11 protein-coding genes are annotated in these 12,466 nt (G+C 72.3%); 4 read left to right on the top strand and 7 right to left on the bottom strand.

The features are described from left to right. Positions 1–69: 69 nt before the first annotated feature. A complete protein-coding gene (gene ftsY, locus AB0F82_RS06415) occupies positions 70–1,284 on the bottom strand; it encodes a signal recognition particle-docking protein FtsY (RefSeq protein ID WP_362624592.1) in 1,215 nt (404 codons plus the stop codon). Positions 1,285–1,347: 63 nt separating this feature from the next. Between ftsY and AB0F82_RS06420 the strand changes: the two genes are divergently transcribed. Next, positions 1,348–1,482, top strand: a complete 135-nt coding sequence (locus AB0F82_RS06420) for a hypothetical protein (RefSeq protein WP_362624594.1) — start codon at positions 1,348–1,350, stop codon at positions 1,480–1,482. Between the two features lie 62 nt (positions 1,483–1,544). Continuing rightward, positions 1,545–2,531, top strand: coding sequence for an LLM class flavin-dependent oxidoreductase (locus AB0F82_RS06425; protein ID WP_362624596.1), 987 nt, complete (start codon positions 1,545–1,547; stop codon positions 2,529–2,531). Positions 2,532–2,573: 42 nt separating this feature from the next. Here the strand turns inward: AB0F82_RS06425 and AB0F82_RS06430 are convergent, their stop codons facing one another. From AB0F82_RS06430 to AB0F82_RS06445, 4 genes are all read right to left on the bottom strand, one after another. Next, positions 2,574–4,007, bottom strand: a complete 1,434-nt coding sequence (locus AB0F82_RS06430) for a sugar porter family MFS transporter (protein ID WP_356810539.1) — start codon at positions 4,005–4,007, stop codon at positions 2,574–2,576. Positions 4,008–4,188: 181 nt separating this feature from the next. Further along, positions 4,189–8,163 (bottom strand): AAA family ATPase, encoded by a 3,975-nt coding sequence (locus tag AB0F82_RS06435; RefSeq protein ID WP_362624598.1) that lies wholly within the window; start codon positions 8,161–8,163, stop codon positions 4,189–4,191. Between the two features lie 186 nt (positions 8,164–8,349). Further along, positions 8,350–8,568, bottom strand: a complete 219-nt coding sequence (locus tag AB0F82_RS06440; protein ID WP_030032603.1) for a hypothetical protein — start codon at positions 8,566–8,568, stop codon at positions 8,350–8,352. Between the two features lie 348 nt (positions 8,569–8,916). Then, positions 8,917–9,198, bottom strand: a complete 282-nt coding sequence (locus AB0F82_RS06445; protein WP_030032600.1) for an acylphosphatase — start codon at positions 9,196–9,198, stop codon at positions 8,917–8,919. 138 nt (positions 9,199–9,336) lie between these two features. Here AB0F82_RS06445 and AB0F82_RS06450 point away from each other — a divergent pair, with 138 nt between their 5' ends. Beyond that, complete coding sequence (locus AB0F82_RS06450; RefSeq protein WP_362624601.1) at positions 9,337–10,293, top strand: CAP domain-containing protein; 957 nt, start codon at positions 9,337–9,339, stop codon at positions 10,291–10,293. 145 nt (positions 10,294–10,438) lie between these two features. Here the strand turns inward: AB0F82_RS06450 and AB0F82_RS06455 are convergent, their stop codons facing one another. Further along, the gene (locus AB0F82_RS06455; protein ID WP_362624603.1) at positions 10,439–11,050 is read right to left on the bottom strand and encodes a flavodoxin family protein; all 612 of its coding nucleotides are present in this window, start codon (positions 11,048–11,050) and stop codon (positions 10,439–10,441) included. 126 nt (positions 11,051–11,176) lie between these two features. Here AB0F82_RS06455 and AB0F82_RS06460 point away from each other — a divergent pair, with 126 nt between their 5' ends. Next, positions 11,177–11,581, top strand: coding sequence for a winged helix-turn-helix transcriptional regulator (locus AB0F82_RS06460; protein WP_356810543.1), 405 nt, complete (start codon positions 11,177–11,179; stop codon positions 11,579–11,581). On the opposite strand, the gene mutM is transcribed toward AB0F82_RS06460, so the two are convergent. Beyond that, a complete protein-coding gene (gene mutM / locus AB0F82_RS06465; protein WP_362624606.1) occupies positions 11,554–12,423 on the bottom strand; it encodes a bifunctional DNA-formamidopyrimidine glycosylase/DNA-(apurinic or apyrimidinic site) lyase in 870 nt (289 codons plus the stop codon). The two genes, AB0F82_RS06460 and mutM, sit on opposite strands and share 28 nt — an antisense overlap. Between the last annotated feature and the right edge of the window lie 43 nt (positions 12,424–12,466).

Genomic DNA, 12,466 nt, shown 5'->3' on the forward strand with positions numbered 1-12,466 from the left:
CGGTGCACACGCCGGTGCCCCCGCGTTCCGTTCGGAAGGCGGGGGCACCGGCGTGTGCGCGGGCCGTGCTCAGTCGCCGATCAGGGCGTCCACGAACGCCTCGGGCTCGAACGGGGCCAGGTCGTCGGCGCCCTCCCCGAGTCCGATGAGCTTGACCGGGACGCCCAGCTCGCGCTGGACGGCGACGACGATGCCGCCCTTGGCCGTGCCGTCGAGCTTGGTCAGCACGATGCCGGTGATGTCCACGACCTCGGCGAAGACGCGCGCCTGGGCCAGGCCGTTCTGCCCGGTGGTGGCGTCCAGGACCAGCAGGATCTCGTCCAGCGGGCCGTGCTTCTCGACGACGCGCTTGACCTTTCCGAGCTCGTCCATGAGGCCGGTCTTGGTGTGCAGGCGGCCGGCGGTGTCGATGAGCACGACGTCGGCGCCCTCGGCGATGCCCTCCTTGACCGCGTCGTAGGCGATCGAGGCCGGGTCGCCGCCCTCGGGGCCGCGCACGGTGCGGGCGCCGACGCGCTCGCCCCACGTCTGCAGCTGGTCGGCGGCGGCGGCGCGGAAGGTGTCGGCCGCCCCGAGCACCACGCTGCGGCCGTCGGCGACGAGCACCCGCGCCAGCTTGCCGGTGGTTGTGGTCTTGCCGGTGCCGTTGACGCCGACGACCATGATCACGCCGGGGGTGTCCTCGCCGCTCTCCGTCTTCACGGCGCGGTCGAAGTCGGTGCCGACCAGGGTCAGCAGCTCCTCCTTGAGCAGGGTGCGCAGGTCCGCCGGGGTACGGGTGCCGAGGACCTTGACCCGCTCCCGGAGGCGCTCGACGAGCTCCTGGGTCGGCACGACGCCGACATCGGCGATGAGGAGGGTCTCCTCGATCTCCTCCCAGGTGTCCTCGTCGAGGTGCTCGCGCGAGAGCAGCGTGAGCAGCCCCTTGCCGAGGGAGTTCTGCGACCGGGCGAGGCGGGCGCGCAGCCGGACCAGGCGGCCGGCGGTGGGCTCGGGCACCTCGATCTCGGGGGCGGCCGGGACCTCGGGCTCGATGACGACGGGCGCCGCGGCGGGAGCCTCGGCCTCCGGGAGTCCGACCTCCTCGATCGTGCGGCGCGGCTCTTCCGCCGTCTCTACGGCGTCCTCCCCCACCTGCGGCTCGGCAGGCGGGGCAGTGATGGTCGGCGTACTCGGCGGTGCCGGGGGCGGCAGCTGCTTCTTCTTGCGGCTGCTGACCACGAGCCCGCTGATCGCACCGACCGCGACCAGGGCGATGACTACAGCAAGGATGAGGATGTCCATAACCCCACCAGTATCGGCTACGGCCACCCCGGAGCCGCTGAACCCGGGCGTTCGGACCGGGACGTGAGCCTGTGGATCGGCGTCTTCGGCGTGGACGTGCCGCGCCGGCTGTACGCCGTACCGCCGCGCACGGCGCCCGCCGGGCCGGCTCCCGCGCCGGAGCAGGAGCCCGAGCTCGCCGGACCACTGTCCAACTGACGTCGCGTCAGCTAACGTCCCCCTTCGCCAGCCCACCCCATCCGGCGAAGGGGGACTTCTCCATGCCCATCACCGTGGCCCGGTTCAATCTCGTCGACCCCGGCGGCACCCCCGAGTCCCTCTCCGCCCGCTACAAGGCGGCACTGGAGATGGCGCGCTACGCCGACGGCCGGGGGATCGACACCGTCCAGACCGAGGAGCACCACGGCACGGACAACAACTGGCTGCCCTCCCCCTTCGCCTTCGCGGGCGCGGTCTTCGGCGCGACCCGCCGGATCACCGTCACCGTCTCGGCGATCATCGGTCCGCTGTACGACCCGCTGAAGGTCGCCGAGGACATCGCCGTCCTCGACCTGCTGAGCGGCGGGCGCCTGGTCACGGTCGCGGGGATCGGCTACCGGCCCGAGGAGTACGAGCAGCACGGCGTGGAGTGGGGCCGGCGCGGCCGGCTCCAGGACGAGCTGCTGGAGACCCTGCTGAAGGCGTGGACCGGCGAGCCCTTCGAGTTCCGCGGCCGCACGGTACGGGTCACCCCGACGCCCTTCACCCGGCCGCACCCGCTGCTGCTGGTGGGTGGCAGCTCCGAGGCGGCAGCGCGCCGCGCCGCCCGGCTCGGGCTGCCCTTCTTCCCCAGCGCGCACCTGCCGGAGCTGGAGGCGTACTACACGGCGCGGCTGGCGGAGTACGGCACGGAGGGCTTCTGCATGATGCCCGCGGCCGAGACCCCCCTGCTGCACATCGCGGAGGACCCCGACCGGGTCTGGGCGCAGTACGGGGAGCACTTCCTGCACGAGGCGGGGATGTACGCGTCCTGGCAGTCCAAGGACATCCGCAGCGCCGTACGGTCGGCCGCGCGGTCGGTGGCGGAGCTGCGCGCGGAGGGCGTCTACCGGGTCCTCACTCCGGACGAGGCGGTCGCGTACGGGCGGAGGGCCGGCGAGGCGGGGAACCTGGTGCTGCACCCGCTGTGCGGCGGGATGCCGCTGGACGAGGGCTGGCGCAGCCTGCACCTGCTGTGCGAACAGGTACTGCCCCGGCTCAAGGGCTGAGCCGGGGCAGTACCGAGGAGAAGGGGTGGTGGCGGGGAGGGGTTACCCCATCTCCTCCAGCGCCTTGCCCTTGGTCTCCGGCACCCACTTGAGGACGAACGGGATCGAGAGCAGTGCGAAGACGGTGTAGATCACGTATGCGCCGGACAGGCTCCAGTCCGAGAGGGACGGGAACGAGACGGTGATGACCCAGTTGGCGATCCACTGTGCCGAGGCGGCGACGCCGAGCGCCGCGGCACGGATGCGGTTCGGGAACATCTCGCCGAGCAGCACCCAGACCACCACGCCCCAGGACAGGGCGAAGAAGAGCACGAAGGTGTGCGCGGCGACCAGGGCCACCGCGGCCTGGGCGTCGGGCATGGTGATGTCGTCGCCGGTGCCGGAGGTGAAGGAGAACGCCCACGCGCACAGGCCGAGGGAGACGGCCATGCCCGCCGAGCCGATGAGGGCGAGCGGCTTGCGGCCGATCCGGTCGACGAAGATCATCGCGATCACCGTGCCGACGATGTTGATGATCGACGTGGTGAAGGAGTAGAGGAACGAGCTGGACGGGTCGATGCCGACGGACTGCCACAGCGAGGAGCTGTAGTAGAAGATCACGTTGATGCCGACGAGCTGCTGGAAGACCGAGAGGCCGATACCGATCCAGACGATCGGCAGGAAGCCGAAGCGGCCGCCGAGCAGGTCCTTGAAGGTGGACTTGTGCTCGGAGTGCATCGCGTGCTCGATATCGCGGACGCGCCCGTCCAGGTCGACCTTGGAGCCCTCGACCTCGGCCAGCACCTTCTTGGCCTCGTCGGTGCGGCCGACGGAGACCAGGAAGCGCGGGGACTCCGGGATGACGAAGGACAGCAGCCCGTAGAGGACGGCCGGGACGACCATGACGCCCAGCATCCACTGCCAGGCCTCCAGGCCGCCGATCTCGCCGCGCTGGTCGCCGTCGGCGAGGTTGAGGATGCCCCAGTTGACGAGCTGGGAGACGGCGATGCCGATGACGATGGCGGCCTGCTGGAAGGAGGCGAGCCGGCCGCGGTAGGCGGGCGGGGACACCTCGGCGATGTAGGCGGGGCCGATGACGGAGGCCATGCCGATGCCGAAGCCGCCGATCACGCGCCACATGGCGAGGTCCCAGAGGGCGAACGGCAGCGCCGAACCGATGGCGCTGGCGGTGAAGAGGACGGCCGCGATCTGCATGCAGCGGATGCGGCCGATCCGGTCGGCCAGCCGGCCCGCGGTGGCGGCGCCGATGGCGCAGCCGATCAGCGCGGCGGCGATCACCTGGGCGAGTGCCTCGGAGCCGACGTGGAACCGCTCGCGGATCGCGACGACGGCTCCGTTGATGACGGAGCTGTCGTACCCGAAGAGGAAGCCGCCCATGGCAGCGGCCGCCGTGATGAAGATGACGTGGCCGAGGTGGTCGGGCTGGGGCGAGGCTCCGCCGCCGGGCGCCGAGGCCCGCGATGTGCTGCTGGTCAAGGTGTGCTCCGTGGGGTTTCGTCCGTCTTCACAGTGGCGCACAGTTCAAGATCGGGCACCACTCGAAGCCGGGAGACAGCGGAGCGAGCCTATGCGTTCAGTTTCTGAAGTCAAGACCTGACGCGAAGGTCACATACCGCAGAGTCGGGCACCTTTGAATTCACTTCTTGAATTTATGCGCTCAGCGGAGACGTTGGCTGATGACCTTCGATACCCCGTCGCCCTGCATGGAAACGCCATAGAGGGCGTCCGCGACCTCCATGGTCCGCTTCTGGTGCGTGATCACGATCAGCTGCGAACTCTCCTGGAGCTCCTCCATGATCCGGATCAGCCGCTGCAGGTTGGTGTCGTCGAGCGCGGCCTCGACCTCGTCCATCACGTAGAACGGGCTGGGGCGCGCCTTGAAGATGGACACCAGCATGGCCACGGCGGTCAGCGAGCGCTCGCCGCCCGACAGCAGCGACAGCCGCTTGACCTTCTTGCCCGGCGGGCGGGCTTCGACGTCGACGCCGGTGGTCAGCATGTTGTCCGGGTCGGTCAGGACCAGCCGGCCCTCGCCGCCGGGGAACAGGCGCGCGAAGACACCCTCGAACTCCCGGGCCGTGTCCCGGTACGCCTCGGTGAACACCTGCTCGACGCGCTGGTCGACCTCCTTCACCACTTGAAGGAGATCGGCCCGGGTCTTGCGGAGGTCCTCCAGCTGCTCGCTGAGGAACTTGTGGCGCTCTTCGAGCGCTGCGAACTCCTCCAGGGCGAGCGGATTGACCTTCCCGAGCTGCTGGTAGGCCCGTTCGGCCGCCTTGAACCGCTTCTCCTGCTGCGCCCGTACGAAGGGCCCGGGCCGGTTGCGCGGGTGCTCGGGGTCCTGCGGCAGCTCCTCGCCGTCGGCCGGCGGGGACGGCGGCACCGGCTGCTCCGGCCCGTACTCGGCGACGAGCGCACGGGGCTCCATGCCGAACTCCTCCAGGGCCCTGGCCTCCAGGGCCTCGATGCGCAGCCGCTGTTCGGCGCCGAGCACCTCGCCGCGGTGGACGGAGTCGGTGAGCTTGTCGAGCTCCCCCTTCAGGTCGCGGCCGCTGTTGCGCGCGTCGGCGAGCTCGCGCTCGCGCAGCCCCTTGGCCCGTTCGGCCAGGATGCGTTCCTCGTCGGCCCGAAGGAGGGAGACCTCCACGTGGGCCAGGAGCTGGCGGGACCCGTCGGCCACCGCGCGGGCCACGTCCGCCTCGTGGCGCCGACGTGTCCGGCGGCGTTCGGCGCGGGCCCGGGCCTCGCGTTCCGCCCGGGCCGCCCGGTCGAGGGAATCCGCTCGTCCGGCCAGCCCCTTGACCCGCTCCTCGTGGGTCCGCAGCTGGAGCCGGGCCTCCATCTCGGTCTGGCGGGCGTTGGCCCCGTCGGCCGCGAGCCGGTCGCGGCGCGAACTGTCCGGCTCCTCCTCCACCGGCATCTCCTCGGCGGTGGCGAGCCGCTCCGCGCACTCCTCGACCTCGGCCAGCGCCTGCTCCAGGGCCTCCTGGGCCCTGGCCGCGGCGGCGGCGGCGCGCTCGGCCTCGCCGACGGCCCCCTTCGCCTGTCCGGCGAGCCGGCCGAGCTGCTGGGCGACCCCGGCCCGGGCCTGCTCCGCGGCGCGCCGGCGCTCGGCGAGTTCCTCCACCAGGGCGGCCGCGTCCTGCCGGCGGGCCTGTGCGGTCCCCTGCGCCTGCGCGAGCTCCTCGCACCGCGCACCGAGCCGGGTCAGCTCCGCCGCGGCCTCGTCGACGGCGGCCTGCACCTCGATCAGGCTGGGCGCCCCGGCGGATCCGCCGTGCGCGAGGTGTGCGCCGAGGACATCGCCCCCGACGGTCACGGCCACCGCGTCGGGGCGCCGCGCGACGAGCGCCTCTGCCTCGTCGAGGGTGGCGACGACGACGTGGTCGCGCAGCACCCACGCCAGGGCCCGGAGCACCTCGCCGTCCCCGGCCACCAGCGCGACGACGGGCACGGGCAGGGCCATCCCGTCCGAAGCGGGGGCCGGGTGGGGCACGCCTCCCCCGGCCGGCACGGACACCCGCTCGCCACCGCCGCCGACGGAGGTCCCGGAGACAAGCCCAGCGTCCCACCCCTCGGCGACGGCGTCTGCCGGAGCGATGCCGGGTTCGGCACACGGACCGGGTGCTGCCGGTCCGCCCGCAGGCCGGGCCCGCCAGTCAGCGCCGGCGTCCGGCGCGAGCCCGGACGCCGGCTCGGCACCCCGGCCCGGCTGGGCCCCGTCCGCCGGAGCGGCGTCAGCGCCGAGCCCCTGACCCGGCAGCGCGACCGATCCGCCCGCGTCCGGGGCGTGACCTGCGCCGGCGGCGTCCGGCGCGGACGCCGGCTCCGGCGCCGGGTGCACCGGAACGGCTCCCGGCTCGGAACCCTGCCTCGGCAGGACAGCCGAACCGCACGCACCCCCGCCCGACAGGGCAGCCGGCGGGGTGATCAGGAGCGTTGCCCGGCCGGCGTCCGCTTCGCGCAGGTGGCGGATGGCGTCGGCCGCCGCCGCCGGGGAAGACACCGCCAGCGCGTCCGCCGCCGAGCCCAGGCCGGCGGCCACGGCGGCTTCGTAGCCGGGGGTCACCGACAGCCGTTCCGCCGCCGGTCCGAGCACACCGGCCAGCCGTTCGCGGGCCGCGAGCAGCGCTCCCGTACCGTCCTTGCGGCGCAGCCCCATCGCCAGCGCGTCCCTGCGGGCCGACACCGCCGCCCGCGCGCGCTCCGCCGCCGCCAGCTCCTCCCGCGCGGCACCGAGGCCGGCTTCGGCCTCCTTCAGCTCCACCCGCGCGGCCTCGTGGTCCGTCTCCGCCGACGGGTCGTCGAACCCGCCGACCTCCTCCGCCAGTGCCTCGTACTCGGCCTGCGCGGCCTCGGCCCGGGTCCGCGCCTCGTCCCGCGCCAGGGCGAGCCGGTCGATCTCCGCCTGGGCCGCACCTGCGCGGGAGCGGGCCGCGCCGAGCCGGCCCGTCAGCCGGGCCAGTCCCTCGCGCCGGTCGGCGATGGCCCGCGCGGCGTCCCGCAGCCTCCGTTCCTCCTCGGCCAGTTCCCGCTCCAGCTCCGCGCGGTGCCCGGTGGTGTCCTCCAGGGCGCGGGAGGCCGCCTCCAGGGCGGCCGTCAGCTCGGCCTCCTGCTCGCGGATCCGCTCGGCCTCCCGCTCCATGTCCTCGGGGTCGCGGCCCCGGCGCTCCTCCTCGACGGGGGCCGTCGCGCTCTTGACCCGCGCGTCCGCCAGGGAGGCTGTGCCCCGTACCCGCTCGGCGAGCTGCGACAGCTCGTACCAGGTCTGCTGCGCCCGCTGGAGCCGCGGCGCGAGTTCCCGTACCGCTTCCTCCAGCTCGGCCTCGCGCCGCAGCGCGGCGGCGAGCTGGGCCTCGGCGGCCTCCTTGCGTTCCTTCAGCGCGGCCTCGTCGGCGATCTCCGTGTCGAGCGCACGCCGCAAAACGACCAGGTCGTCGGCGAGCAGGCGCAGCCGGGCGTCGCGCAGGTCGGCCTGGATCACGGCCGCCCGCCGGGCGACCGCGGCCTGCCGGCCCAGGGGCTTGAGCTGCCGGCGCAGTTCGTCGCCGAGGTCCTGCACGCGGGCGAGGTTGGCCTGCATCGCGTCGAGCTTCCGCAGCGCCTTCTCCTTGCGCTTGCGGTGCTTCAGGACGCCGGCGGCCTCCTCGATGAAGGCGCGGCGGCCCATGGGGTCGGCGTGCAGGACGGAGTCCAGCTGGCCCTGCCCGACGATGACGTGCATCTCACGGCCGATGCCGGAGTCGGAGAGCAGTTCCTGGATGTCGAGCAGCCGGCAGGTGTCACCGTTGATCTGGTACTCGCTGCTGCCGCCGCGGAACATGATCCTGGTGATGGTGACTTCGGCGTAGTCGATGGGCAGCGCGCCGTCGGCGTTGTCGATGGTCAGGGAGACCTCGGCGCGCCCGAGCGGCGGGCGTCCGGTGGTCCCGGCGAAGATGACGTCTTCCATCTTCCCGCCGCGCAGGGACTTGGCCCCTTGTTCGCCCATGACCCAGGACAGCGCGTCGACGACGTTGGACTTGCCCGAGCCGTTGGGACCCACGACGCAGGTGATGCCGGGTTCGAAGCGCAGGGTGGTGGCGGAGGCGAAGGACTTGAAGCCACGCAGGGTCAGGGACTTGAGGTGCACGCCGCCGGACTCTACCTTTCACGTTCGGTTTCACCCGTGAAGGTGCAGGGCACGAGTGACGTCAAAGGCATCAAGCACCCCACCCGGCCCTGGGGCCCCTGATGCGGAGTCCAAAGAAAGAAGGGACGCCGGAGCGTCCCTTGCAGATCATGCGGTGCTGGATTCGAGCGACGAGTGAGCGCGTGATCAGGTGAGCGCAGGCTCCGCCTGGGGTACGTCGATGTCGATGCTGTCCAGCAGCGAGTCTCCGTCGTGCTGAGCGGCGGCCGCGTTCAGCGCGTCATTTTCGGACTGAATCCGTACGAGCTCGGACTCGAGGTCCTGGACGCGCTGCTGAAGCCGTCGCATCTCGGCGAGGAGTCGCGGATCGGAACCGCCGACGTAACCGAGAAGCGCCTTTGCCATGATGGATGGTCCTCCACACTGAGTGACCGACCGAAGCGGTGTGGGTCGTGAGGGAATCGCACCCGCGGATGTCCGGCAGCGACTGTCAGTCACTGCGCTTACTACTGCCAGCACTGCCAAACAGCTCAGGTGCGCGGGGCTTCCAGCGTCTCACCAAAAAGTTTGACGGTCAACACGATCACGCCCCGTATCGGCGGGCACCCCGGCCCCCGCGAGGGGCGTGGAGATCATCCTCATCTCCGAGCCTTCCACGAATCGTCCGCGGCGGCAACGCGTCGGCGACGAATGCCCAGTTCCGACCGGGTCCGGGCGATCAGAGATGTGATGAGTCCATGATCAGTCGATCGCTCACCGCATCCCGAACCCCTCGTAGCCACCGCGCGGTGTCCCCCAGATCTCTGTCACCCCGTCCACCCGGCCGGGCGTGTCGGCGGACCGCAGCCAGTCGAGCAGCCGGTGGCAATTCTCACGTTGACCTTCGGCGACCACCTGTACTCGCCCGTCGTCGAGGTTGAGCGCGAAGCCGACCACCCCGCCGATCTCCAAGGCGTTCTCCCTGGTGAACCAGCGGAAGCCCACTCCCTGCACACGGCCGCGCACCCAGGCGGTCAGACGGACGTCTTCGTTCATGCGTGAACGCTAACCGGGCGGCCACTTTCCGGTCACATCGCCCCAGGGCCCCATGGCGTACAGTCGCCGCACCAATGAACTCACCCATTTTGGGTGGGTTAGGGATGATCTTGATCCGGTCAGGAAGGCACGACACCGATGGGACGTCACCGACTCCCCGCCCCGCCGCGCCGCGGCGGCTCGCACGGCACCGCCCTGCGCACCGGCCTGCTCGGGGTCTCGGTGGCCGTCGCCCTCGGCACCGCGGCCCTCACCACCGGCATGGTGCCGGTCGGCGATTCGTTCCCCTATGTGGGCGTCAGCGCTACGGACACGACCGCCGCCACGGCCCGGGCCAAGGCCAAGCCCGGCCCCGACGATTCCGTCCTCCAGAAGCAGGGCGGCCTCGCGAGCCTGTCTGGCCGCGGCTCCGCCACGACCGGTACGCCGAGCGCCTCCGCGACCCCGCCGGCCTCGCCGACCCCGTCGGTTGCGCCGACCCCGCCGGCCTCGCCCACCCCGTCGGGCTCCCCCGCGCCGTCGGCTTCGCCGACCCCCTCCGCGCCGCCCGCCCCGCCGAAGGCGAAGCCGAAGCCGAAGCCGAGCACCGAGCGCCCGGTCCCGGCCGCACCCTCCCCCTCCCCCTCCCCCTCCCCCGAGGTCCCGGAGAAGACCCGGCCCCCGGCCCCGTCCACGCCGGCTCCCACCGCCACGGCGACCCGGCCGAGCCTGGACGGCCACTCCGCGCAGGAGGCGGCCGTGGTCACCCTGGTGAACCAGGAGCGCGCCCGGGCGGGCTGCGGCCCGATCCGCGCCAACCCGCCGCTGGCCGCGCTGGCCGGCGCCTTCAGCAAGGACATGGCCACCCGCGGCTTCTTCGGCCACGACGACCCCGACGGCAACACCCCCTGGGACCGCGCCGCGAGGGCCGGCCTCTCGGGCCTCGGCGGCGAGAACATCGCCCGCGGCCAGGGCGACGCCGGGTCCGTGATGAAGGCCTGGATGAACAGTCCCGGCCACAAGGCGAACATCCTCCACTGCGAGTTCCGCACCCTGGGCGTCGGCGCCCACTTCGCCGCTGGCGGCCCCTGGTGGACCCAGGACTTCGGCTTCTGACGTCCCCGCAGGTCAGAGCGTTGACCGCGCACAGGCCGCAGCGCTCAACGCCCGGAAGGGGCCGGGTCACCAGACCCGGCCCCTTCTTCGGCTTCCGGCATCGCCCTGCGGGCGATGCCGCGATACCGGCCAGACCCCCGGGGGATCAGACCGCTGCGGTCGCCAGGGCGGCGCGGCCCGCGACGATGACGCGGGTGTGCTCCGCGACGCGGCGGCCGAGGTGCTCCGCCGTCGCGATGTCGGCCTTGTGGACCGCGTCCGCACCCTCGTCGGAGTTGGACTGGGCGGCGGCGCCGGAGAAGAAGCCGAGGCGGTTGAGGTCGTTCTCGGAGGCCGTGCTGGAGTTCCAGCCCGGCTTCAGCCCCAGGTTGACCCAGTTCATGCCGTGCTGCGCGGCCAGGACCTGGAAGAACTGCAGCGTGTGCAGCTTGTCGCCGCTCTTCGAGGCGGAGTTGGTGAAGCCGGCCGCGACCTTGTCCTGCCAGGCGTCGCCGAACCAGCGCTTCGAGGAGGCCTCGGCGAAGACGTGGAAGGCGCCCGAGGCGGTGCCCATGTACGTCGGGGAGCCGAAGACGATCGCGTCGGAGGCGTCGAGCAGCTCCCACTGGGCGTCGTCGATCTCGTCGACCTTGATCAGGTGGACGGTCGCCCCGGCGTCCACGGCGCCGCTGCGGACGGCCTCGGCGACGACGGCGGTGTGGCCGTAGCCGGAGTGGTAGGCGATCGAGACGACGGGGCTGTGCGTGATACCGGACAAGGCTGATCTCTCCCTCGGGAAGACTCCCGCCGCAGCACGGAGCGTGGTGCGACGAGGAAAAGAGAACCACTAACTTTTCGAAAGCGCAAGCTTCGAGTTAGCGCTGCCTCGGAGTACGCTTGTCCTATGGAGACACCCGTCTGTACCGATGCCTGCGATTCCGAGCAGCCGTTCGACGTCTTCGCGCGCGCCTGCCCGTCCCGCGAGACGCTGGAGCACGTCACCGGCCGCTGGGGCAGCCTCACGGTGGGCGCCCTGCGCGAGGGCCCGTGCCGGTTCAACGAGCTGCGCCGCCGGGTGGAGGGCGTGAGCGAGAAGATGCTCTCCCAGACCCTGCACGCGCTGGAGCGCGACGGCATCGTCAACCGTGAGGCGCAGCCGACCAACCCGCCGCGCGTCGACTACGAACTGACCCCGCTCGGCGTCGAGGTCGCGGACCGGCTCCTCGCGCTGATCCATTACCTGGAGGGGAACATGTCGGCGGTCCTGACCGCCCGGGAGACCTACGACGGCACGCGCGGCGGCCGCTGACAGCGCGGGCAGAAGTAGCTCGACCTGTTCATCCAAGGCCGGCGCCGCATCGGCGTGCCACAGCGCCGGCAGGGCTCGTCCTCGCGCCCGTACGCGTCGAGCGACCGGTCGAAGTATCCCGACTCCCCGTTCACGTTGACGTACAGGCTGTCGAAGCTCGTGCCGCCCACGGCGAGGGCCGCGTTCATGACGTCCCGGACATGGCCGAGGAGTTCCGCGCTCCGGGGACGCGTGAGGTTGCCCGTGGGGCGCTCGTAGTGCAGCTTGGCGCGCCACAGGGCCTCGTCGGCGTAGATGTTGCCGACCCCGCTGATCAGGGACTGGTCGAGCAGCGCCCGCTTGACGGTGGTCCGCTTGGCGCGCAGCGCCAGGTGGTAGGCCGCCTCGTCGAACAGCGGGTCCAGGGGGTCCCGTGCGATGTGCGCGATGACGTCGGGCAGTCCTTCGGCGCTGCCGGCCACGGTCTCGTGCAGCGAGAGCCCGCCGAAGGTCCGCTGGTCCACGAAGCGCAGCTCCGTCCCGGCGTCGTCCCCGAAGCGCACCCGGATCCGCAGGTGCTTCTCGTCGGGGGCGTCCTCGGGCTGCACGAGCAGCTGCCCGCTCATGCCCAGGTGCCCGAGCACCGACAGGTCCCGTCCCGCCACGGGCAGCCACAGGTACTTCCCGCGCCGCTGCGGCACCCCGAGGGTCTCTCCCCGCAGCCGTGCCGCGAAGTCGGCCCCGCCGCCCGGATGGCGCCTCACCGCACGCGGGTGCAGGACCTCGACGGCCTCGACGGTCCGTCCGGCGACCCAGCGCTCCAGCCCCCGCCGTACGACTTCGACTTCGGGCAGCTCGGGCACGGGGTACCTCCGTGGGGTGCGGATCTGGGCGTTGCCGCGAGCG

Origin of the sequence: Streptomyces virginiae (assembly GCF_040638905.1) — a bacterium.
Classification (GTDB): Bacteria; Actinomycetota; Actinomycetes; order Streptomycetales; family Streptomycetaceae; genus Streptomyces; species Streptomyces virginiae_B.